Origin of the sequence: Sphingobacterium chungjuense (assembly GCF_011316935.1) — a bacterium.
GTDB lineage: Bacteria > Bacteroidota > Bacteroidia > Sphingobacteriales > Sphingobacteriaceae > Sphingobacterium > Sphingobacterium chungjuense.
In genome coordinates, this window is record NZ_WLYS01000002.1 from 475,767 (window position 1) to 500,963 (window position 25,197).

Here is a 25,197-nt window from a genome sequence, read left to right on the forward strand (position 1 = left end):
CAATAAATTCTAGTAGAAAAGTCACATTTTATGCTAGCAAATGAGGTTCACCTACTGAATCGTCAGATATACTTGAGCTCTCCGCATCTACTCAGCTGTTTTTGGCAACTCAGATTTTTTCCCAGCTAGCAAAGCATCTAAATAGGCCATGACCTGCGGCGACGAAGGTCTTATTCCATCATTATCGACAATCATCCTATCACCATTCAAGATCACAGTGTGTGGAATAGCGGATATTTGAATACAGTAAAACGTTTTAGTTACAATATTTTAAATTGTTCTTAACAATTCCGCAACAAGAGAACACGAAGTTTGCAGCACACTAATAAACGCCAAAAAATGTATTCAAAACCATCCAGATTACTCTGGCTGTTACTCTCACTCAGCGCCACTTCACTCTCGACTGAAGCCAATCCGTTGACGAGAAGCAACCTATTCCACCGTGTGGACAATCAACAACAACTTAGGGGGAAAGTTGTTGACTCACAAAGCAACCCAATTGCAGGTGCTACGGTCATGAACAATCGTACAGAGCAGCAAGTACAAACCAGCAATGACGGAACTTTTGCACTCGCAGGACGTGCAGGCGACCAACTTTCTGTTCGCTTTATCGGATACAATAATGCCGAACTCCGTGTCACATCTGTTTCGGACATCATCATCACGATGGAACCGCAATCTCAAGCTATTGAAGAAGTAATGGTATCCATTGGTTATCAGAAAGTGCGCAAATCTGACTTGACGGGAGCGATTGCGAGCGTGAAAGCAGAAGAAATGAACTTAACTGCACCTAAACTATCCCAAGCTTTAGTGGGTAAGATTGCGGGTGTGCAAGTGATGCAAACTTCGGGTGCACCGTATGATGGTACTAAAATCCGCGTTCGCGGTATTGGCTCTGTCAATGCTGGTTCGGATCCATTATACGTAATTGATGGTTATCCTGCCGGAAATAACCTAAACATCAACCCGAATGATATTGAGACGATCGACGTACTCAAGGATGCAGCATCTGCAGCGATCTACGGTTCACGTGCTGCCGGCGGTGTAGTATTGATCACGACCAAGCGCGGTAAAGAAGGCAAGAGCAATGTAGATTACGAAGTATTGGGTGGTTTTGGTCAATTGTCTAAGAAAATTGATTTATTAAATGCGGAACAGTTTATCGACCTGTTGATCGATGGCCGCAATAATGCCTACAAAGATTTAGTCGTGAATCGCGGTTTGACTTGGACAGAAGCCATGCGCATGGATCCCAATGCCGCTCGTGTAAGTCGTGTAGGAAATGCTGGCTCCGTATCTATTCCAGAAGAATATTATGACTTCGCGACTGGAACTGCAAAAAAATCGCAATACGATACAGACTGGCAAGATGCTTTGTATAGAAATGCTCCATTTCAGCGGCACCATTTGTCTGCCTATGGTGGGAACGACAAAACGCGTTACATGATGAGTGGATCGTACCAAGATCAGCAAGGTATCATGTTGGGCACGGATCAGCAATCTTTCAACTTCCGTACCAATGTGGATGCAAAAGTGAGCGATCGACTTACAGTTGGTGCCAACGTTTCCTTCACATATAATGACAACAACGAAGTCACCACAGGTCGTTACGATCAAAGCCCGTCTATGGCGGCCTTGATCTACTTGCCTACCCTACCTGTATACAACGAAGATGGTTCGTATGCGCAGTATTTGATGGGTGATCTTTCAGCGAACAACTTCGGTATTCAAAACCCAGAAAATCCTTTGGCTTATGTCACACAGATCAAAAACAATCGCCGCGGTAAACGTGCGCTGTACAATGCCTTTGCGGATTTTGAGATCATCACTGGATTGAACCTAAAAGTGAATGGTGGTATATCTACCTACGACGAGAAATACGATTATTACAAACCAACTAGTCTTTCGGACGGTAACAATCCTCCATTTTCAAACCAAGCAAAAACGGCTGCCTATGCCGATGCGCGTACTTTGGGCGAAATCGACAAATTGGTAGAAACGACATTGAACTACAATAAGACATTCGCTGAAAAACATAATTTGAATGCCTTATTAGGTTACTCCGCTCAACGTACAGACATCGACTTTATCTCACTTCGTGCCAACGGGTTTCAAAACGATAAAATTGGTGAAATCACCGACAAAGGAGCCGATCCATCCAATTTTCAACTAAGAGATGCTTACAAACGCGTCATTTCACTACAGTCCTACTTTAGCCGTGTGATGTACAATTACGATTCGAAATACATGTTAGCGGCTTCATTCCGTACTGATGGATCGTCACGCTTCGGACCAAATACCAAGTGGGGAACCTTCCCGTCGGTATCTGCAGGCTGGACCTTATCCAATGAAGACTTTTATGATGCTTGGTTAGGCCAAGGATCTTCCGTAAAACTAAGAGGAAGTTGGGGATTGAGTGGTAACAACAATATTCCAGATTATCGTTCATTGACTACTTATGCCTCTCCTGGTGGTGTTATCATCGGCGGAAACGTAGCTACTGGATATTATCCAGGAGACCTTAACGATCCAAACCTTGGTTGGGAAAGCACCTCGCAGTACAATGCCGGCGTAGATTTTGGTTTATTCAATGGTCGTATCAACCTGATGACCAACCTGTATTTAAGTCGCTCTTACAATTTATTGTTCAACCAACCGATTACAGCCATTACTGGTGCTACATCGATCTTAACCAACTTACCAAATAGTAAGGTGCAAAATAAAGGTTTCGACGTACAGCTCGACGCAACGCTGATTCGCCGTGGCAATTTTGAATTAGGTTTTAGTGGTAACATAAACGTGAACCGCAACAAAGTACTTGACTTGGGTGGTGCATCTACGATCATGACCAACGGAGCAGAACGCTCATATATTACGCATATTACCCAAGAAGGAAGCCCAATCGGTATGTTCTACGGTTTTAAAGTGTTGGGTATTGCTACCGAAGAAAACTACCGCGATCTAGCACAATCTGCGGGTTCTACCAATCCGCTTCAACCGGGCGATCTATACTTTGAAGATGTAGACGGCAACGGCGTGGTCAATGATTTGGACAAACGTGTGATTGGTAATCCGCATCCAAATTTCACCTATGGTTTTGCTTTCAACGCCAGTTATAAACGTTTTGATATCCGCGCTTCATTCAACGGTTCGCAAGGAAATATGGTATTAGATGGCTACGATTATTACCTATACAATATGGAAGGATCAGGCAACCAATATGCCGATGTAGCTCAACGTTATAGATCAGCACAAAATCCGGGTAATGGATCGGTATACCGTGCATCACGTGCTGGAACACAAAGTAATAGCACGCGTTTATCTGACTTTTATCTACAGGATGGTTCATTCCTACGCATGACAAACATAATGGTAGGATATACCTTGCCTCAAAGTTTGGCGAGCAAGCTGAAAATCGGTGGTGTGCGCATATATGGTAGCGTCGAAAATCCATTCACCATAAGCAAATACAAAGGATATAACCCAGAACCTGATTACAACCAACGTGGCAACTTGACACCGGGTGTAGATTATGGTTTGTATCCATTGGTAAGAGGATACAACGTAGGACTTAAAGTAACCTTCTAACGCTAATTTCTTCAATAAATACGAACATGAAAAAAAGATACATAATACCTTTCTTGCTGTTGAGTTTGGGATCTTGTAAAGAAGATTTTCTAAACCAATTAGACCCGAATGCGGTAACTGTAGAAAACTATTTTAAAACTGAAAATGATGTGCAATTGGCGGTAAATGGTATTTATCAAGCTTTGCGTTCAGGCAGTAACTTAGGTGAAGGGAGTGCGCTTTATAGTGAAGAGCGCTCGGATAATACTGGCCGAGATGACAATCAGTCGAATGCAGGTGAGCCTTTCCAGTTCAATGATTTTTCTATTTTGCCGAGCAATTCATACCTCAAAACGCATTGGGCAAATATGTATGACGGTATTGCCCGTAGCAATACATTATTGTCAAACATTGATCAGGTACCTTTTGCGAATGCGGAAACAAAAAAACGTTACACGGCCGAGGCCAAATTTGTACGCGCATTATTGTACTTCCATATGGTGCGCAAGTTTGGTGATTTGCCTTTGTCTACAGTCGAGATTACGAGCAAGCAACAAGCTAGTGACTTGGCTTATAGACAGCCTGAATCCGTCATTTATGCGCAAATCGTAGCAGATCTAACCGATGCTTTAGACAGTAATCTACCGAATACGCAGTGGGAATATGCAGTAGGTCGGACGTCGAAAGCCGCGATTAACGCGATCTTGGGACAAGTTTATCTGACTATGGGTGCGACGATGACCGAAAATAAACAAGCAAACCTGGAAAAAGCAGAGCAACATCTGACCGCAGCCTATGGCATGCGTACGTTTGGCAAATTGACGGAGATTCCTTACGAGCAGGTATTTGATGTGAATCAGAAAATGACCTGTAAAGAGTTGATTTTCCAAATTCAATATTTGCAGGGAGATCAAATTTATAGTTCATCCATAGCCCGTAATAATCAAGCGCGTGGCGAAACGGTTAACTCTCAATTTCCATCTACTGGCCTTGGTGGCAACGTGAAGATGGACTTGGTAAAAGACTACGAATCTGCTGATGCACGCAAAGGTTTTTCGATCAAATTTGCAACGAACCCTCAAGTAAACGATTGGTTTATCACCAAATACCGTGACAATAGTGATGCAGCGGGCTCACAAGGTTGGGGTGGCAATGATTTCATTTTGATTCGCTATGCCGACGTGATGCTCTTGTTGGCCGAAACAAAAATGCACTTGGGTAAAGATGCTGAAGCCATCTCGCTGTTAGACGAGGTACGTGAGAGAGCGGGCTTGCCTTCTTATGCAACTTCCAGAGCAGATGCTAACTACAACAGCAAATATCCGACATTGAAAGATGCGATTTTGCATGAGCGCCGCGTGGAGCTGGCTTTTGAAAATCATCGTTGGTATGACCTGATTCGCAATTACAATGCAGAAGAATTGGTTACTTATTTTCGTAGCAAGAACCAAGCAGATTATGGAAATGCACAGATCTCGAATATCAGCACAAAAGATCGCTATTATCCAATCCCATTCGATGAGTATCAATTAGATCCGACAAGAATGTATCAGAATTCGGGATATTAGTACCTAACGGTCTATACGTCTTCAACATAAGGGCATCCTTCGACTTATAAATCGAAGGATGCTTTTTTATATCAAAGAAATAATGTAGAAAACTATCTACATATCTGAAGATATTTTAAAGAAACTATTGTTCTTCAAAATTATTTAATACGTTTGTAAAAGAAAATAATACTCTATATCAAGAAATTAATAACCTTTAAAAAAACACTTAACATATAAATATCCTAATATTTACTAAATAATTATCTACAATATGAAAATTATTTTACATTCCATCGTACTTTTATTTCTTTTATCTTGTAAATCAGAAAATTTAGGCAATCGTTCGCCTGGAGTTATTCAAGTCGGCATATCAGAGGTTTCTTTCGAATCGGAAGGAGCTATAGGTAATCGAGCGGTCACACCAACAGAGAGCACCATCCAGCGCAATACGATTGAGCTAAATAACAACTTATTAATGGTGGCCGAGCTACGACCAGTAGAACCTGTAACATTGGGTTTAAAAGATGGTGCTAAAGCAGCATTGGACACGACAGCACTTTCCAATAATATCCGATATCGCTTGTTGGTCTATAATCAGGCAGGAGCATTTGTAACCGAACGAAATTACATACACGGACAGGAAAGCAGTACTGAGCCCTTGATATTAGAAGGCGACAACACGTACACTTTCGTTGCGTTTTCGTTTAATAGTACGGCTGACGACTTACCAGCGGTAACTCCGGCCGCAGCCACCCGTACATTGGCCAATTCGCAAATAAGTGTTCCCAATACAGGTAGAACTGACTACATGTATTTTAGGCAGACGATGACTGTCGTGGAAAACACGATAAATCGTTTAAATATCGTCCTCAAACATCGAAAACCTCAGATCACGCCTACGATCAATTCCTCCGAAACAGGCTATAACATCACCGCTATCGCAGCTCATTTTACACCCCACAATGATGGTATGGGGATCAATCTATCCAATGGTACTTATACTCAAATCGGCTCTGTAAGTGAGGCTAATATTACATCATTTTCCTCGTTGAATACCCAAAATGTTGTAGGTGCACCAGCTATAATCAATGCCCCTAGTAATCAGGCTACTATTTTCACAATCACTTCTATGACAATAGGACCTTTAACTTTATCTAATTTGGTACCTTTTACAAACCTAACAGTCACAGCAGGTGTTCGGTATAATTTGATTTTAAATATCGTACCAAGAGATGAGTATACAGTACGAGAGGGCGTACCATCTGCCAGGATAAATGGACGCATTTGGGCCTTGCATAATGTTGGTGTCCCTACCACATTAGACGCCAATCCGCTCATCATTACAGCTGCCCTGCATGGCAACTATTATCAGTTTGGAAGAAATCTCATTTCTGCTGCGCCGACAAGCAATACAGTTAATGCCAATTGGACCAACACGCCCGCGGCTGCTAACGCTTGGAATATGGGATCCGAGACAGCGGTAAGCAAGAGTGACGCCAATGATCCATGTCCATCGGGCTTTCGCTTACCAACAAGAACAAATATGCAAGAGCTTCTAGACGGAGTTGTTATTACTTTTAGAGGACCTACTACCGAGGGTAATGCAAATTTTAGTTCGGCCACCATATTAACCAGCAAAAGAAATGCTAATGTTGTTCTTGTATTGCCGAATCAGGGCTATATGAACCTTACCGGAACTAATCCACCAGTCTCTACAGGTATAACAGGTAGAGGTAGCACAGCACATTATTGGACAAGTTCTTCGTTAAATTCACAGGGATATCGATTACTGATAAATACCACATCTTCCGATGTAAGCGTACCCATTGGTAATTTCACCTTTGTACAGTCGCGGCCAATTAGATGTACTGCTACCTTGGCAACCAACCTTCCACCACAATCTTAACATCGGCTATAATATAGATATTCTCTTATTTCAGCTCTCTGACAAATGCTCCATTTTGTCAGAGAGTTTTTTATTTGAAGAGATGAAATGAATGCGCGAGAGGCACAGTTATGTTCATCCTTTTCTATAATACAATAAGCCTTTTTTGCTGGGAAAATCAACGATATATTGATATTAGGTTAGATACGATATTTTCAAGTAATTCTGCTATTGAGTTCTAAATCATGTTCACCTTACTTTCCGAATGTCTATGTGCACTTAGAAAGCGTACTTGTAGCGTTTCGCCTACATTTAGTAGTAAGTAATCATATTTTAAGTTTGATGATTTTTATCTTTCCAAAGAAATTAATCTAAACCTAATTTATAACAAATTAGGGCTTTTTCTACGTTTTTTTTTTAAACAAAGCTCATCATGAAAAGTATTTTATACCTAAGCTTAGCATTAACATTTATATTATCTTGTAAGTCAGAAAATACTGTCGACCATTCGCTAGGACTTATTCAGGTTTCTGTCTCGGATGCCCTATATGAATCAGAGGAAACCTTAGGTAATCGAGCTGCCACTGCCCAGCAGCACGAAGCATTTTTAGAAAGCAATATTCGCCGTAATACGATCGAAGTAGGAAACGATTTTCTCATGGTCGCAGAACTACGCCCTGAAGAACCACTATCAGGTTTAAAAGATGGTGCTAAAGCAGCATTGGACACGACAGCACTTTCCAATAATATCCGATATCGCTTGTTGGTCTATAATCAGGCAGGAGCATTTGTAACCGAACGCGATTATATCCGCGGGCAGGAAGCTAGTACTGAAGCTTTACAACTAGATGGCGGCATTACGTATACTTTTGTCGTGTTTTCTATGAATCTCACGAGTAACTTACCAGCAACATTGCCGACCAATGCATCAACTCGTACACTAGCCAACACCCAAATCACCACATCCACAGGCGCAAATGCTGTTATGTATTACAAGACTACAATGACTGTAAGTGGAAACGCCATTAATCGCTTAGACATTGTTTTGAGACATCGTAAGCCACAGATCACCGTCAGGATCAACTCTATCCAGACAGGCTATAATATAAGCGCAATAACTGCTGTATTCACTCCACATAATAACGGCACGTTAATTAACCTTTCAGATGGATCATACATACAAAATGGCACAAGTCAACCAGTTACAGCAAATTTCAACTCCTCAATACCTAGTCAGAATGTGGTTAGTAGCGGAAGTTACATTAATTCTCCAAATAATGACATCACCACATTTAACATCACTTCGATAACGATCGGACCACTTACACTAAGCAACTTAGTACCATTTAATAATTTGAATTTAACTGCCGGAGTTCGTTATAATCTTATTTTAAATATCGTACCAAGAGATGAGTATACTACGCATAATAACGTACCGGTAGCACGTATCAATGGTAGACTCTGGGCATTGCACAATTTAGGAGTGAACACCACCCTTAATCACAACCCAACCACCATCACATCAGCACTACATGGCAACTATTATCAATTTGGAAGAAATGCAATAACAGCAGCACCAACTGCCACTACTACCAATTCAAATTTTAATAATATATTGGCTGCATCTAACGCTTGGAATGGTGGAACAGAAACCATCGCAATCAAGAATACTGCGAATGATCCATGTCCAGAACACTTCCGTGTTCCAACCAGAACCGATATGCAACAGCTACTGGATGGTGTTGTTGTAACTAGGCGAGGATCTTTTACGACTAGCAATACAAATTTTGGCTCTGCCGCTATTTTAACCAGCAAACGGAACTCGAATGTAGTATTGGTACTACCTACTCAAGGTTTCATAAATGTTAACGGAGCAAATCCGCCTGTGTCTCTTCCTTTGGAAGATAGGGGAAATACTTCAAACTATTGGACCAGTTCGGCCACAGCTGAAAAAAATCCATATCGATTACTTATAAGCAATACAACAGAGGTAGTTGGCATCCCTACTGGCACAACCAATTTTGCGCAATCCAGACCTATTAGGTGTACGGTACAAATGCAAACTACCCTCCCGCCACAATCTTAAGAACTCAGAAGTTTGGTTGGGTCGCCATACGTTACTATTATTTATCCTATGTAAATCATTATCCACGAAATAATCTCCAATTTTGCGACACACCATCAACAGCGTGTGTCGCAAAATTATTCATGAAACATATTATCACTTTTCCGATCCTTCTACGTCTAGCCTTTATCTGGCTAGTGGTAGGCCTTTTTATATTTTTGGGATCCAATTTTCTGGGAACAACGATGTCATATACGACAGCAAGCCTTGTTTTTGTGGTTGTGCTTATCACCATCATCGTAGCTTCCTTTGGTGTCGTTGCGCAAGCCGATAAACTGGCACATTTACTCGGCGAACCTTATGGAACACTGATCCTCACTTTATCGATCGTATCGATCGAAGTGGTGTTGATCGCAGCCGTGATGCTGGGACCTGCTGAATCACCGAGCATCGGTAAAGATTCTATTTTTTCGGTGATGATGATTATTATGAATCTGGTGATTGGTCTATGTATTTTACTCGGCAGCACGAAGCATAAAGAGCAGGAATATAATGCGCAAGGTACGCTAACCTATTTTTCTATGATCATCATTCTAGGTGGATTAGCTTTGATTCTTCCGAACTTTATTGTGGGAAATGGTTTAAGCGAATTTTCGACCGCACAAGCCATTACCATCGCTAGTCTGGTTTTGATGATTTATGCACTGTTTTTAAAATTTCAAATGACCGACTACAAGCATTTATACATACAACCTCCGGCAGGATCAATGCGTATCCCCTACCCACGTCGGCAGGAAATCACGACTGAAAAAGTAGCGTTTAAAAAAGATTCGGAGAATACAGTGGTATCGCGCCGAGAAGTTTTAACACGAATCGTATTGTTATTGTTGATGATATTGCCCATTGTATTGCTATCGCATGATATGGCTGTGGTAGTCGATTTTGGAATACAATCGGCCAATTTGCCGCCGGCGCTAAGTGGTGTGCTGATTGCCATTATCGTATTTACTCCAGAATCCATGACGGCCGTAAAAGCAGCGCTAAACAATGAGTTTCAACGTACGATCAACCTTTGTCATGGCGCCTTTGTATCCACCGCGGGATTAACCGTACCTGCCGTATTGATCGTAGGATTAATCATGTCAAAAACAGTTCGGTTTGGTTTGACGCCGGCTGAATTAGTACTTTTTGTCCTCACACTGTTCCTGAGCTTAGTCACCTTTCAGGGCAAACGGACTTCTCCTATTTTAGGAATTATCCATCTGGCGCTATTTGCTGTATTTATTTTATTACTGTTTAACCCCTAAATAACTGGAAATTATCCGACAGTACGATCTTCTATTCCTCTTCCCCATTGCTAATGAATAGTTCGTTATCCTCTTGCGAGACAATCTCTAAAAATCGATCGTAATGCTTTAGCACATCGCTAATAAGTTCGTTCTTAGTGAAGTACTTGACATCATAACCATCTCTCCCATCGCCGAAATAAGTTTTGGGGTAATAGGTTTTGGTATGCTCAACGTCAGGTAAATTGCTTTCTTGCATGAAATATTCTGCGACTAGCTTGCGATGGCATTTTACTCCATAAACAAAGTCGTCGACTGCTTCGTGCGCGATTGAAATTTCGATTTGCAGCGGGTTTTCGGATTTATGTATAGTAGCCACAATGCCGTTCGTTTCGAATTCAGCTTTCAGCTCCTCAAATGCAGGTTCTACGTGATTATCAACAAATTCCTTTATAGCTGACTGGCTTTTGAAATTGACCATTTTCTGAAGTCGTTCTTTCCATGATTCTCCAGACCATGGTATCGTAGTTACCGAAAACTTACTATCGTAGTAGTTTTGATCAATCACTAATGCCTTCATCAGTGAAATGGTGAACAGCACCATGATCACTGCAAACGGCAATGCGGTGATCAATGTCATTATTTGCAGCGACTGTAAACCACCTGCATTTAATAACATCAAGGCTAAAAGTGCTAACAATACGCCCCAAAAAATAGTTTGCCATTTAGGTGAATACTTCGCATTCCTAGTGGAGATGGTATTCATCACCAAAATACCCGAATCAGCCGATGTGACAAAGAATATGATGACAATTAGAATAGCCAGTGCACTCGCTATTTGAGAACCGGGAAGGTAATTTAGAAATTCGAACATCATCGAATCCGGATCAGACACTAATTTGCCTAAAGCGCCATCAGCCACGTGCGCATCCGTCCAGATAGCGCTATTGCCAAATACAGTCATCCAAATAAAAATGAAAAAAGTAGGAATGATCAATACCGCTGCAATGAATTCTCGGATAGTACGACCACGAGATATCTTAGCTATAAATAAACCGACAAATGGTGCCCAAGAGATCCACCAAGCCCAATACAGGATCGTCCAATTGTAAAACCACGGCAGCGCTTGCTCGTCGTATATATGCGTATCAAAAGTCAGGGCAAAGAAGTTGTTTACGTAATTCCCGACTCCATCTGTAAATGCGCCGATCAGATAATTTGTTGGCCCAAATGATAAGACAAATAGCATGAGCACAATTGCCGCAATAATATTGATATTACTCAATAATTTGATACCCTTATCCACGCCTGAAATGGCCGAAATAATCGAAAGTGAAACGAGTACAGAAACCAATAGCGCCTGGTAAGTAAAACTAGTTTCTGGCAACATCCCCAATTTCTGTAATCCCGAATTAATCTGCACCACGCCAAAACCCAAGGTAGTGGTGATACCGAAAAAAGTACTGCAAAGTGCAAAAACGTCAATAGTGGTTCCCCATCTACCTGTCATCTTATCCTTGAGTAATGGATACAAACAGCTTCGAAGAGAAAGCGGCAATTTGTAGCGAAAAGCAAAGTAAGCGAGGCACAGACCGACTAATCCATAGATGGCCCAAGCATGAATCCCGTAATGGAAAAACGTATACAATTGTGCATTCTTCGCACGCAACTGGTAATCCGTTTCCGAGAAAGCTTCGGTGGTATAGTGTGTCATGGGTTCGGCCACACTGAAATACATCAGACCAATTCCCATCCCCGCTGCAAAAAGCATCGCTACCCACGAAAAGAAGGAATGCGCAGGTTTACTATCATTTGGCCCCAGTTTGATATTGCCGTACTTACTAAACATCAAAAAACCTAAGAACAATACAAAAATTGTGATTGCCCAGACATAAACCCAGTTTAGGTTAATGAATACAAATTCTTTGATGGTTGTTAATGCTGCTTCGGTAGCCTGTGGTAGGATAGCCGAAAATAGGCAAACACCAAGGATAAAGATGAGACTGGGGATCGTAACGCCTAGATCCAGGGAGGTTCTAAGTCCGTGCTTTTTAACTTTCATAACTTGCTTTGATGCGTATTAAACCGACGAAACACCGTATTTGTTTACATTTTTTTCGATAAGGTTTAAATTATGGATTATCAGTGGTATGTGACTACTAATCCTTTTAACTGGTTGAAAGCGGGGTTTGAATGAATGCTTGGTGATGCCAGATGAATCAATACTGGCTTGAAAAGCAAAACCCATTAAACGCGAGCTAAGTTTTTTCGTTTTTCTTTAGACCGTCTATTCCACCACAAAATATATCCGGTAATGGGAAGACTAGCGCAACCAAGCGCAATAAAAAAAACAAAAATCTTGGTGGGTAAACCGCCAATAGTGCCCGTATGTAAATCAAAATTTAGCGCAGACATCAGGTCTCCTGCAGCTAACTTGTCGTGTGATCGAATTTCCTTAATGCTCAAATCGTCTGTGTTGACATAATACCAACGAAACAACCCACTACGATCTTCACGCAAGCGGATCTGCACATCAACGACAGGTGCGTCCGGCTCTCGCAATCGAATAGACATAATACCCGCATCTGGATGTTTTTGCAAAGCATACGTCAACAAATTGTCGATCGGTGCGTGATACTTTCTGCTGATTTGATTCCTTGTGTTTTGCGGAGTAGTATTTGTAGTATTGGAGGAAGAAAATTGATTAAAAAACGCACTGTAGGGTTTCTTCCATGCTGGAAAACTAAATAAAAGACCAGTCAGGCAAAGTATTAAAGCAATTGGAAACACATAGAAACCCCAAACATTGTGCAGATCGTAGTTGAATCGCTTCCATTTTGCTTTTCGATCCAGCCATACGCTACGTCTTAACGTTTTTCCACGCCACTTTTTGGGCCACCAAAGTATCATACCTGTTGCCAACAGCACAGCAAAGATAGTCGTGCTATAAGCGACGATCGCATGACCATAAGTCTTGCCAAGCAAAAGGTTCATGTGCAACTGCAAGATAAGCTGAAAGAACTCATTTTTAGAATCTTCAACCGCTACACATTCGCCAGTGTATGGATTCATAAACACGAGCTTGTAATAGCGAAAGTAATTCCAATGACCAAATCCTGCGGCATCGGTATCCGACGCTCGGAAAATCCAACTGCGATCTAGCGCTGGATAAAGGTCTACACGAGATACTTCTTCTCCATCTGGAAGTGCTTCCTTAGCAAGTTCGATGAGTGCTGTCAATGGCAACGGCGCCGCTCCTGACGCCGGAGATTGAACAAAATATTTATCTGGGTAAACTAGCAGCTTCAGCTCATCATGGAAAGTATAAATGGCACCACTCAGACTGACCAAAAAGACAACTAAGCCCGTAAGTAAACCAAGCCACTTGTGTATCCATAGCATGCTATTTTTGAGCATATACTAAAAAGTGTATTGCAGATTTAAAGATGCTAGCGCACCTTCGCCACGCACATAGTTAGCCGCATTTGCTCCGTACTGACTGTAAACTGTATAGTAAGTTTTATTCAATAAATTGGCTACACCAAGACCCAACATCCAACTTTTATTGACGCGGTATGACGCATTGAAATTCAACAAATCTACTGGTTCGACGTCACCTTCATTCGCTCTAAACACGCCGCTGGCATTACGCTCAAAACGTGCTCTCGAACCCGTATGTACCCAAGAAAGTTGGAAAGATAGATTCGCCTGCGGATTGAAATCTACGTATCCAGTCGCTTTTGGCGGCATAATACGGCTTCCATTAAGCGGAGTTTTTGTACCATCTGCCGCCTCGACTTTGCCTTCTACATAAGAATAGGTACCGCCGATTGTCCATTGTGGTGTGATTTTGACGTCAGCTGCCGCTTCAAATCCATGAATACGCTCTGGTGCTCTTTGCGACACAAAAAAACCGGCATCATTGGCCACGACGCTCAACCCTAACTTCGAAGTACTGATAAAATAAGCGGCTGAGAAATGTATATTGTTCCATTGACTGGAAAATCCTGCTTCGTAATTATTAGTCACAATCGGATCGGTCTGTACACGTGTGAGATCACTTTCAGTTGCATTGCGCACAATACGTCCTAATTCGTTAATGGTGAAACCTTGAGAAAAACTAACAAAGGGATTGAAAAGCGCATACTTGCTATAGCGCAATCCCGCATTAAACGTAGCAGCGCTGTAAGGTACTTCTCCTCCTTGTACCGCGACGCTTCCTTCTCCGTCAGGACCGGTAGCAAGCGTGCTGAAATCATTGATTTTCACATTGGCATTTTCATAACGAACTCCACCTTTAAAAATCAATTGATCAACTAAATTTAAAGTCACTTGTGCAAAAGGCGCATAATTAATCATATTCATTTTTGGCACGAATACCCGACCATCTGTGAGATCCTGAAAGGTTACATCGTGCAGAACATCTACACCATATGTTATTTCAGATGGCACACTACCCAAGTCAAAAGGCGTATTCAAATCGACACGTAATCCCTTTTTATTGGAGTTAATCATAGTTTGTCCGGGACCAAACCAAGAAGGAGTTTGTTCTACATATCTATTCATCGAACTAAAACTGTTGACGAATGCTGCTGCATTCAGCGCGGTATTGCCAAAAATTTGGGCATTGCGATAGCTCAACATGGCATTATGGTTAAATCGTGTACCCGTGTTAGCTCCTGGATCTGTGCCGCGTACACCAATAGTTGGCTCCTCACCGTACCTACCGATTTGACTAATATAACGCGCATCCTGCAAACTATTGAAGAAGTTATATACCAGTGTCAAATCCGATTTTTCGTCGATATCGTATCCCACTTTCATAAAAGCATTATATTGTCTATTGTTGGACAATCCATCCGTTTGTCCAAGCGGCAAACCATCTCCATCACGTTGTAAACCGGTATAATCCATCACACCGCTTACCGCATAATTCCATTTATTGCTACGACCATACAGACTTTGGGCGAATCGATATCCACCTGTCTCACGGGCTTCTCCGGGCGCTAAAGTCCCGCGTACCGTTGTTGTACCGCCAATACTTGGTGCATTGGGGTCATTCTTTTTAGTAATATAGTTGATAACACCACCAGCAGATCCATTCCCATAAATAGATGTTGCTCCTTTAATCACTTCTACGCGTTCTAATACTGCCGGATCTACCGAACGCATATCGCGTGCGCCATTCATTAAAGGAGTAGATTGTGGAATACCATCTATCAAGATCAGCACGGCACGACCACGAAGCGTTTGTCCAGCATTACTACCTTTTGCGGTCGATGTTCCCAATCCTGGAATCGTATTACCCAACACACTCGCAATATTCGTACTGATCTGACTTTGCATCTCGATATCTCGCGCATTCAAGATCGAAATAGACGAAGGTACATTAGCTATACTTTCTGGTTTGCGGCCTGCAGTAACGACCACCTCTTCCATTCGTTGCCCTGATCCTAATGTGAAATTGATTGGTCCTGTGGCGGTATCCAGCTGCACATTACGCACTTGATCGGAATAACCAGCTTTACTGATTCGGATTTGAAATTGGGAGCGATTTGGACGTTCAAAAGAAAGCATACCATCACGATCTGTCTTTCCTTGTGATCGCGCATCTATCCATACTTGCACATCGGATATAGGCTTTGCAGCGACGTCGTGCACAGCGACTTGCAAAAGTTGCGCTAACAATCCATTGCACAAAAAGAACATGGCTGTTATTATAGTAAGTTGCCGAAGATAGGCCGGGGTCGAGTTCATTTATTTAGACTTGATTTAAATAAACCGCAAACTTACAAAAATCATCGTAATACTATAATTCAAATCGAAAAAAAACCATCAGATTTGATTTTCGAATCAAATCTGATGGTTAACTTATTTTACGACGTAAATAAATAGGCAAGGCTGAATCTTTTTACCAATTATATCCAATCGAGAACAGCACATTTCGAGGTGTACCAACGAATCCGCGCGTGTAATCGAATCCACCTAAATAATAATAGCGGTCAAAAATATTATTCATATTTACCGAAACGCGCAATCGATGAATGTGGTAATATAAAGCGGCATTAGCGACGGTATACGATGGCCATTGATCCCAGATCATCATACCCGACTCGTCTGTGCGAGCCGCATTGTCCATCCGACGGCGATCTACATAATTCACACCAACTCCCATTCCCAAACCTTTGAGTTTAGTATCAGAAAACAAGTATTTCAGCCAAACACCCGCCATATTTCTGGGCGCATTACTCAAGGGTTGCCCTTCTTCGCCAACCAAATTAGAGGCGCGAACTTCGGTATGGTTAAAGGTATAATTGGCCATCAACTGAAACTCGCGACTGATTTGGCCGCGTAAATCCAATTCTACTCCTTGCGAAATCACGTGACCCGACTGCCGATATACGGGAAATCCTGCCTCCGACTGAGCGCCAGTCGCCAACAACATATTCCGTCGTGCGATATGAAAGACCGAAAGTTCGGTCTGTAGTTGATTCTGAAAAAAGCCTGTTTTGAAACCAGTTTCGACCTGATAACTATCTTCCGCAACGAAAGGTCGATCAGCTCCGTAGTTCTCAAAATTGTGAATAAAATCAGCGCCTACCGGAATGTACCCTTTGGAATAACTCGCAAAATAATTGATCTGCGGATTCACGATAAAGGTTAAACCCGCACGCGGCAACCACACATTTTGCGAGGTAGAGAAGCTCGATTGCAAATCCGCACTACTTGATCGGTAATATTCATGGCGCAAGCCAAAGATCAATTGCAAACGGTCTGCAATGGATACTTGATCTTGCACATAAAAGCCATAACTTTTATAAGGATTCAGGAAAGGAAACTCTGCCTGTGGCCGCCAAACATAAGAGGATACATCGATCACAGGCTGTGTCGCCGCATTAAGATCGATCGTTAAGGGCACTTCACTATCTCCTACCTGACGCAAACGCGCTTCGCGCAAGATATTATCCGGATCGCCTCCATATCCGGCATAATCTATACCCAAGACAAAACGATGCTGATGTCCTGACCTATCCAAAGCGTACCGCAAATAACCAACGACATTATCCATATAATCCGTCGCTTGTTTAGACTGAAAACGCATATTCATTATGCTGTTTTCTGGCGGATTCGCATAGGTATTCAGCGTACGAAACTCATTCAACTCTTCTTTATAAATGGATTTCATGTAGCTAGCGTGCAAAGATAATGAAGGCGTAATCTGTTGCGTAAGCCTTCCGGCGAAAGTCAGAAAATTAGTCCGCAAGAAATCCGATGCCTGATTGACATTGTATGCGCGTGATTGTCCAAAAAAATCATTATTGCGAATGCCCAAACCACGATCCAGGTAACCGTCAAAGTTATCATAGGTCACATCCACATCTATTTGTGTTCCTTCGACCGGTTTGAAAGTGAAGGAAGGCGCTATCAGAATACTTGTGCGGCTGTTTTTGTCACGAAAAGTGCGCGAATCTTCGTGGGCTACGTTGAGCCGATACAAAATCTTTTTGGACGTGTCGAGCGCTCCACCGATATCCAAACTGGAGCGGAATGTCTGAAAACTACCCAAAGAAAAGGATACCACGCCATGCCGATCTTCTAACGGTTTTTTGGTCACTAAATTAACGGTGCCACCGGGCGCAATATCACCGAAAAGTGACGCACCAGGACCTTTCAACACTTCAATACTTTCAAGATTTGCCGTAAGCGGCGTACGCCAAAAGCTCGTCCCATATCCGTAACCAGAACGCATGCCATTCACCAGACGAAAACCTGTCGTGTAGCCACTGTTGAAACCTCGAATGGTGAGATCGTCATAAGCAGAAGCTTGATTTACGCCAGCCAAATCTTGCACCATGTCGGTAATCACAAAGGCTTGTCGATCTTCCATCAACTCTCTACTAACAAGAGATACAGACTGTGGAAGTTCTTTCAGCGCACCAGCAAATTTACCACCTAATTCTGTCTGATTGATTAGATAAGAATTGTTTCGTCGGCCAGTGACCAATATTTCGTCTACTTGCACTTCTCCTGCAAATAGCTGCACCACCAAACCCGTATTTTGATGCCAGTTTAAGGCATCCACCGCGATTTTTTTCGGTTGATATCCCACGATTTGGAAATGCACTTGTGTTGGTAGTGAAATGGATTCTGGAAAGCGATAGCTGCCGTCGGCTTGGGTTTGCACAGCAGGATGTCCGTTTACAGAAACAGTGACACCTAGCAGGGGTTTTCCATCCGCTTGGATTACTTTACCGTGCAAGCTAGCGACGGTTTGTGCATATTGTTCCGTACTAATCAATACGAAGAGTAGGAGTGCCATTGACCGAAATATCAGATTTAATTTCATTAGACTGGTGGGCGAGTTAATAGAGTTTATATCGTTGAGAAGGTTGAAAGCGTTTACAGCATTGTTATGGTTAACTGTCAGACACATTGTAGGCCATATGTATCGTTTCAAAATCGCCATGTATACACGTAAGTAGCTCTCGAAAACCTTGTTGCTCCCAAAAAATCTTTGCTCCTGGCAAAAATGGATGGGTATGCAAATACAAGGTTTCTATATTTCTACTGGCAGCTACTTCAGATAATGACTGCACTAATTGAGTAGCCAATCCTTGCCGTCGGCAAATTGGATCTACAAATAATTTGACCACTTCGGTCACCCGCCTATGGTAGATACTAAAATCGTCAAAACGCTCATCGTAAGTCAGCATACCAATGGTACCGATTAACTTACCGGCTTGATCTCTAGCTTGCAGAAATGTGCCATCAGCATTTTCGATAAACGTATCTACAAAAGTAGCCAAGTCGCGCGGCACGATACTATGATCCAACGTCGGAAAGAGGTGTCGTCTTGCTTCGCGCACAAAAGCGACCACTTCATCGATCTGTGTAGGACTAACTGGGTTAATGGTGATCATTTCTTTCATCATGGGGAAGCGGCTATGTAAGGTACAATCAGATTTTTATCGCCATGCTGTATGGCTTCAAGTCGTACTTGATAGGCCTCTTCTAGCATGTGATGAATCTCGCCAACAGATAATCCGCTCAGCGAGCGCAGCTGCTTATGTTGCATCAGAAACAAGCGCTCACCATACAAAAATGCAAGATTAGGATCGTGCATAATACAAACAATGGTGATTCCATCCGCCGCCAAGCGCTTTAGATTTTCCAATACCTTCACCTGATAGTGCAAATCCAAGTGATTGGTCGGCTCATCCAACAAAATAATATCGGGATCTTGCACCAGCACACGGCATAGCAATACCAACTGGCGCTCGCCACCAGAAAGTTGTGTATACGGCCGATCTTTGTACGACCAGAGATTGAATTGTTTAAGTACATCTTCTACTCGCTGACGATCTTCTGCGCGTGGCGCAAAACGAGTAAAAGAGGCTCTCCCAGTGATCACCACATCAAATACCGAAAACGGAAAGGTCGTTTGGTGAAATTGGCTCATAAAGCCAATCCGCACTTCCGAAGCACGTTGTCTCTTAATGTTTCTACGTTCGACACCATTAATAGAAACTCGGCCACCATATTTCGTTTGCACGCCCGACAAAATCTGGAACAACGTAGATTTGCCACTTCCATTGCGCCCCAATATGATAGAAAGTTCACCGCGGATAAACGAAGCGTCTAACCGTCGGATCACTTCCTGCTTACCGTAGCCGAATGACAATTTATCGATCGTAATCAGTTCCATTAGGCATTCCAGTTTATGGCGTTTTTACGCATGAGATAAATAAATAGTGGCGTGCCCAACATCATGGTGAATACACCGACCGGGATTTCGAACGGCAACAGCGTCCGCGATAAATCGTCTATCAACAATAAAAACGTGCCACCAATCAAAATATTCGCCCACACGCCTGATGCGTTGCTTGGGCCAACTAACATACGGCTAATGTGCGGCACGATCAGTCCGAACAAACTAATCATACCGACCGCAGCAACCGACGAAGCGGTAATCATCGTGGCAGCGCCAATCATCACCAGTTTGATGATTTTTGGATCGACACCAACTGCAATCGCTTCCTGCTCTCCCAAAGCCAGCAAATCCAATTTCCAGCGTAAGGCCAGAATAATAGCAATGCCTATCGTAACTGGGATTACAGCGGTGCGCACCTTTGCCCAAGAAGCGGTATGCAGATTTCCCATCGTCCACTGGACGATGGATTGCAATTTATACGGATCACTGAGGTATTGCAATACCGTCAAAAAAGCGGTAAAGACGCCAGAGATAATCATCCCTGCTAAGACCATCGTTACGAGCGAACCTTTGGCGCCCGTATACGAAACCAGATATGTGATGACCACGGCGATCACGCCAAACACAAAAGCAGACAAGTTAAGTGGAATCAGAGAAATCAACATGGATAAGGCTGCGCCGAATGCTGCTCCCGAGGATATTCCTAATGAGAATGGATCAACAATAGGATTACGAAATACCGCTTGTAAAACTCCTCCTGCCACAGCCAATGCTGCGCCCACCATGAAGGTCAATAAAATCCGTGGCAAGCGCACCTGCCAAAGAATAGTCTCCAAATTATGATCAGCAACGACCATCTCTATACCTAGCTCTGAAGCGCAAGCGGCATAGATATAATACAGCAAATCCGGAATGCTAACAAATCCGGTACTGCCTAATCCTAAAGACAGCAATAGCACCACGAATGGTACGATGATCAATAAACAAATTTTCCAAACCTGCATTTATTCCAAGCTCATATTATTTTCATATAGGAAACCGACTACTTCTTCCAGTTCGTGTTTGAATGTTTTATCCGTATATTCTGGATACGCCCAGTGTCTAAGTTGTTTTGCAAACAGTAGAAACTTGACCGTGTGCGGATCGAAGAAAAACGTGGGTTCCATAGCAAATACCTGTTTGTTCACTACCGCGGGTAATGCGGCCAACTCTGCAAGACTGTACACATCATTTACATTCGAATTCCACAAAACGATCATGTCTGGATTCCATTTATAAATAGATTCTGCGCTCACATTGGGCGCTTCTAATGGTAGCGGACAGGCATTCACTGCGCCAGCAACCTGAATGGATAAATCGACTAACGAACCGCGGCCAGAGGTAGAAAATACGCGACCTTTGGACCAAGCATAATACACACTTTTACGAACAGAATCTGCTTCGGTAGCCATTTCGTCAACTGCCTTGTTAATGTAGGCAACAATATCTTCTGCGCGCTTTCTCTTTCCGATCAATGTAGCTACGCCAACCAACTCATCATAAATATGTGCTTTATCTTTGCTGGAAACTACGAAAACCGGAATGTCCAATCCTTCGAGCTGTGCGATAGTTTCGGTATCGTACTCATACACAATCGCCAGATGGGCCTGCAAACCGATTACCGTTTCTACCTGTGTAGACCGTCCACCAAAGGTGGGCGTCGCAATCTCTCTGCGCGCAATGCGTGGATCCACTTGCGACAAATAATGATAGGTGGAAGGATTTTGATACACCTGCTGTGGTATGCCGACTAATTTATCGCCTGCACCAAGCATGTACATCTCATCTACAAATGGCTCGAATAGCACGACTACGCGCTCAGCGTAATCCGATAATACAATTTCTACACCACGTGCATCGGTGGCCTTGACGCTAAGAAAGGAGGAATTTCTTGCCTCTCTATCGCCGCAAGCGACCATTAACATAACGGAGCATAGCACCGCACAAGAGCGTATAAAAACTAAAAAATCCTTGGGCATATTCTGTTGTATTTAAGTATGTACGCTCCCAATCATTAATAATAAAGCAACGCTTGACCCGGCAATAATTGCAATTGCTCCAGCCGCAGATGCGCACCAAATTTAGAAGCTAATGCTTCGTACAAACGCGCATCATACGCTACTGCAAAAGTATTTTTTCCGATACAGAACACAGGAAGATGCCGGTTACCCACATCATAACAGAAATCACCAATAACCGCTGCATCTTCGGCTGTCAACACCATGCAAGGGCAAGGCAAGGTACTGATGCGCACAAACCTCTTTGCATCTTGGTAAATAATCTGACCATCGGTCAGATATTTACCGTTGCGACGTTGCAGATGAAGGGTCGTACCTTGCACGGTTTTTCGCTTGATAAGCGATCTTCCGGCTTCAAACCATTCTATGCAGAGTTGCTCTTCTTGCAAATCTGCAGAAGCCAACATCAAATTTTCATCTTTTACCTGTAGCATGTAATTTTTATTGAGATACCGATGCGGCTGTTTTTTTAGCCGTTACTCGATCTTTCAGCCAGTTGCACCAATCATCCAACCCATCCCCTTTCAGACTACTAATAGAGATCACATCCAGATTAGGATTGACTTCCCGTGCATCTTTGGTCACTGCCTCTACCGAAAATGGTACGTATGGCAACAAATCTGCCTTCGAAACCACCATCAACTCGCTGGTTAAAAACATACGGGGATATTTCTTCGGTTTATCGTCTCCTTCTGTAGCAGCCAATAGCGTCACGCGGTAATCTTCTCCCAAATCAAACGCTGCCGGACAAACCAAGTTGCCCACATTCTCAATGAAAAGTAGATCGACATTTTCTAGATTAATGTGATCTAAGGCCTGCAAAATCATCTGCGCTTCGATATGACACATGCCGCCTGTAACGATTTGAAGGGCATTGATGCCGACTTCGCGCATGCGAATAGCATCACGCTCTGTCTCGGGATCGCCGACCAATACCGCGATGTTTAGATCTTTACCGAGGCGTTTGCCGGTTTCTTGCATCAAGGTGGTCTTGCCACTTCCTGGCGACGAACAGATATTGATGACGCAGATATCGGTCAATCGATCACGAATGGCTTTCGCTACAAAATCATTCGCTTTCAATAAATTAAGGGAGGTATTCTCACATTGCACAGAGCCTACCGGCATCTGATTGCTTTTGGGGCTTATCGTATTACTCATATAGCTTCTTTTTTAAATATAACCTGACTTATTCTCAACTCTTCTCCTTGTATCACTTGGCTAGAAGGCGTGCCGCAAGTACAGACAAAACGGTGAAACACGACTTCAAATGCTTCCTGACAATTGTGACAGAAGGCATGTATCGGCAGTACTTTTACCTCCAATTCTACCTCGGCAAACTGTGGTTCGTCGATCACGTACGCTTCAAAAGCGTTTTGAATCAGAATAGGCTGGATATTGCTCAACAATCCAGCCTCCAACTGGATCTTCACGATGGATTTATACCGATCAGGATACTCCTGTTGCAGCGTTTCGAAGATTTCTTGTACTATCCCTGTTTCGTGCATAATGCTTGATCACTTGTAACTACGCTGCCGTAGATCTCTTCCTTTTCTTAGCCGCGGACATGGTTTTCTTTTTTTTCGTAGCAAAAGCTTCTTGTACAAGTTCAGCTTCTGCGTCCTCCTTGGTTTGCTGATCTTCCACAGAAAACAACAATGATTGTTGATGCTGCGTATATTCCCAACACATCTGCCCCAGCATAGAAAGAAAGCTGTATAACAATTCTCCGTCATTGCCTAGCGCACGAAGCAGCACGGTATTCTCTCCAGCATCTGTGAATCCAAAAGAAATATCTTCGTACTCGCCGGCCAAGATCTCGTCCATCTCAGCTTTCATCCCAGTAGCAAACGGGCTACAATAAATGAACGTTGCCTGATGCGTATATCCTTCAAAAAATAGCATATCACGTACGGGCTGATCTGCGGTTTTCAAACATTGATTGTCGGTGAATATTAACTGATTATTGCGATATAATCTTGTGCGCATATGCACCTTGTTGAATAAAAACGCTTCATTCATATAAATCCGTCCAGCACCCAGAATATCGCCCCAAATCAATGTGGCGGAAGTATCCATGTTGATTGTATTCTCCGCTTTGAAGATCGAATCTTTAAAAGGTGTCACTGGATGCGGAATATAATGCAAGATACTATTTTCTTTCAAGTTAACAATTGTATCTTGAAATGCGCCGTTTTTCATGGAATGCAACTTATTAAACGACTGAGTATATAGTTTCATGTGTGCTTCGGGCTTCACATTGATATTGATCGTGAGTCGGTCGCCATCCAGAATACCTGGAGAAGCGCTCATGATAATCATCTCTAAATGTGCTTGAGCGCGAGGAGCACCATAGTGCGTCAATTTATACGGTGCATTGTGAAAGCTTTCTTTCAAAACACTGTATTGATTTTCCCGTTCTACATTGATATTGATCCTGCTCTCCATGGGTTGGGATTTAATTTTCTAATAAGGCATTTTTCTTGATCCAACTTTTTACTTCTTCCAAACCTTGCAGAGTCATTAGATTAGTAAAGATGAAAGGACGATCGCCACGCATGCGCTTGGTATCGCTCTCCATGACCGAAAGATCAGCGTGTACGTACGGTGCCAAATCTATTTTGTTGATCAGCAAAAGATCCGAACGCGTAATACCGGGACCACCTTTGCGTGGAATCTTTTCCCCTTCGGCCACATCGATCACAAAAATCGTCAGATCGGCCAAATCCGGACTGAAGGTCGCAGTCAGATTATCTCCACCACTTTCTACAAACACAATTTCAGTGTCGGGAAAACGTGTGACTAATTCTTCTACTGCTTCGATATTCATCGACGCGTCTTCGCGGATGGCGGTATGCGGACAACCACCCGTTTCTACACCAGCGATCCGTTCGGCTGGTAATGTCGAGTTTTTTTGCAAAAACTGCGCATCCTCACGAGTGTAGATATCATTGGTCACCACACATATGCTATAATCCGTCGCCATTTGGCGTGTCAATCTTTCTATCAGGGCTGTTTTACCAGAACCGACTGGTCCGGCAACGCCTATCTTCACATATTTTCTTTCCATATTTT

The 25,197-nt window shown here is 42.8% G+C and carries 18 protein-coding genes; 5 read left to right on the top strand and 13 right to left on the bottom strand.

All coding sequences use genetic code 11. The features are described from left to right. The first annotated feature begins 339 nt into the window (after positions 1 to 339). The 5 genes from GKO22_RS06850 (at position 340) to GKO22_RS06870 (ending at position 10,374) form a co-directional block, all read left to right on the top strand. Entirely contained in the window at positions 340 to 3,588 is a 3,249-nt protein-coding gene (locus GKO22_RS06850; protein WP_166333507.1) for a SusC/RagA family TonB-linked outer membrane protein, read from the top strand. Positions 3,589 to 3,614: 26 nt separating this feature from the next. After that, positions 3,615 to 5,135, top strand: a complete 1,521-nt coding sequence (locus GKO22_RS06855) for a RagB/SusD family nutrient uptake outer membrane protein (protein WP_166333509.1) — start codon at positions 3,615 to 3,617, stop codon at positions 5,133 to 5,135. Positions 5,136 to 5,388: 253 nt separating this feature from the next. Continuing rightward, complete coding sequence (locus GKO22_RS06860) at positions 5,389 to 7,023, top strand: fibrobacter succinogenes major paralogous domain-containing protein (RefSeq protein WP_166333511.1); 1,635 nt, start codon at positions 5,389 to 5,391, stop codon at positions 7,021 to 7,023. 412 nt (positions 7,024 to 7,435) lie between these two features. Further along, a complete protein-coding gene (locus GKO22_RS06865; protein ID WP_166333513.1) occupies positions 7,436 to 9,088 on the top strand; it encodes a hypothetical protein in 1,653 nt (550 codons plus the stop codon). A gap of 224 nt (positions 9,089 to 9,312) precedes the next feature. Further along, positions 9,313 to 10,374 (top strand): calcium:proton antiporter, encoded by a 1,062-nt coding sequence (locus GKO22_RS06870; RefSeq protein WP_206367835.1) that lies wholly within the window; start codon positions 9,313 to 9,315, stop codon positions 10,372 to 10,374. Positions 10,375 to 10,405: 31 nt separating this feature from the next. Here GKO22_RS06870 and GKO22_RS06875 read toward each other — a convergent pair whose 3' ends face one another. The 13 genes from GKO22_RS06875 to ureG form a co-directional block, all read right to left on the bottom strand. Continuing rightward, positions 10,406 to 12,415, bottom strand: a complete 2,010-nt coding sequence (locus GKO22_RS06875) for a BCCT family transporter (RefSeq protein ID WP_166333516.1) — start codon at positions 12,413 to 12,415, stop codon at positions 10,406 to 10,408. A 185-nt stretch (positions 12,416 to 12,600) separates the two neighbouring features. After that, positions 12,601 to 13,755 carry a PepSY-associated TM helix domain-containing protein gene (locus GKO22_RS06880; RefSeq protein ID WP_240920174.1) on the bottom strand — a complete coding sequence of 385 codons (1,155 nt, stop codon included), beginning with the start codon at positions 13,753 to 13,755 and terminating at the stop codon, positions 12,601 to 12,603. Positions 13,756 to 13,773: 18 nt separating this feature from the next. Then, positions 13,774 to 16,062, bottom strand: coding sequence for a TonB-dependent receptor (locus GKO22_RS16640; RefSeq protein WP_166333520.1), 2,289 nt, complete (start codon positions 16,060 to 16,062; stop codon positions 13,774 to 13,776). 202 nt (positions 16,063 to 16,264) lie between these two features. Continuing rightward, positions 16,265 to 18,673 carry a TonB-dependent receptor gene (locus GKO22_RS06890; protein WP_240920175.1) on the bottom strand — a complete coding sequence of 803 codons (2,409 nt, stop codon included), beginning with the start codon at positions 18,671 to 18,673 and terminating at the stop codon, positions 16,265 to 16,267. Positions 18,674 to 18,770: 97 nt separating this feature from the next. Continuing rightward, positions 18,771 to 19,286, bottom strand: coding sequence for a GNAT family N-acetyltransferase (locus GKO22_RS06895; RefSeq protein WP_166333524.1), 516 nt, complete (start codon positions 19,284 to 19,286; stop codon positions 18,771 to 18,773). Next, positions 19,283 to 20,059: an ABC transporter ATP-binding protein gene (locus GKO22_RS06900; protein WP_166333526.1), complete on the bottom strand. Its 777-nt coding sequence runs from the start codon at positions 20,057 to 20,059 to the stop codon at positions 19,283 to 19,285. Before GKO22_RS06900 ends, GKO22_RS06895 begins: the two co-directional genes overlap by 4 nt. Further along, complete coding sequence (locus tag GKO22_RS06905; protein WP_166333528.1) at positions 20,059 to 21,069, bottom strand: FecCD family ABC transporter permease; 1,011 nt, start codon at positions 21,067 to 21,069, stop codon at positions 20,059 to 20,061. The genes GKO22_RS06900 and GKO22_RS06905 overlap by 1 nt, the downstream gene beginning before the upstream one ends. Further along, on the bottom strand, positions 21,070 to 22,083 hold the full coding sequence (locus tag GKO22_RS06910) for an ABC transporter substrate-binding protein (RefSeq protein ID WP_206367836.1): 1,014 nt from the start codon (positions 22,081 to 22,083) through the stop codon (positions 21,070 to 21,072). A 35-nt stretch (positions 22,084 to 22,118) separates the two neighbouring features. After that, positions 22,119 to 22,556 carry an urease accessory protein UreE gene (locus GKO22_RS06915; RefSeq protein WP_166333530.1) on the bottom strand — a complete coding sequence of 146 codons (438 nt, stop codon included), beginning with the start codon at positions 22,554 to 22,556 and terminating at the stop codon, positions 22,119 to 22,121. Between the two features lie 7 nt (positions 22,557 to 22,563). Then, positions 22,564 to 23,283, bottom strand: a complete 720-nt coding sequence (hypB, locus tag GKO22_RS06920; RefSeq protein WP_166333532.1) for a hydrogenase nickel incorporation protein HypB — start codon at positions 23,281 to 23,283, stop codon at positions 22,564 to 22,566. Continuing rightward, positions 23,280 to 23,630 (bottom strand): hydrogenase maturation nickel metallochaperone HypA/HybF, encoded by a 351-nt coding sequence (locus GKO22_RS06925; protein ID WP_166333534.1) that lies wholly within the window; start codon positions 23,628 to 23,630, stop codon positions 23,280 to 23,282. The genes hypB and GKO22_RS06925 overlap by 4 nt, the downstream gene beginning before the upstream one ends. A gap of 19 nt (positions 23,631 to 23,649) precedes the next feature. Next, positions 23,650 to 24,570, bottom strand: coding sequence for an urease accessory protein UreD (locus GKO22_RS06930; protein WP_166333536.1), 921 nt, complete (start codon positions 24,568 to 24,570; stop codon positions 23,650 to 23,652). 10 nt (positions 24,571 to 24,580) lie between these two features. Further along, the gene (ureG, locus tag GKO22_RS06935; protein ID WP_166333538.1) at positions 24,581 to 25,192 is read right to left on the bottom strand and encodes an urease accessory protein UreG; all 612 of its coding nucleotides are present in this window, start codon (positions 25,190 to 25,192) and stop codon (positions 24,581 to 24,583) included. Positions 25,193 to 25,197 lie beyond the last annotated feature (5 nt).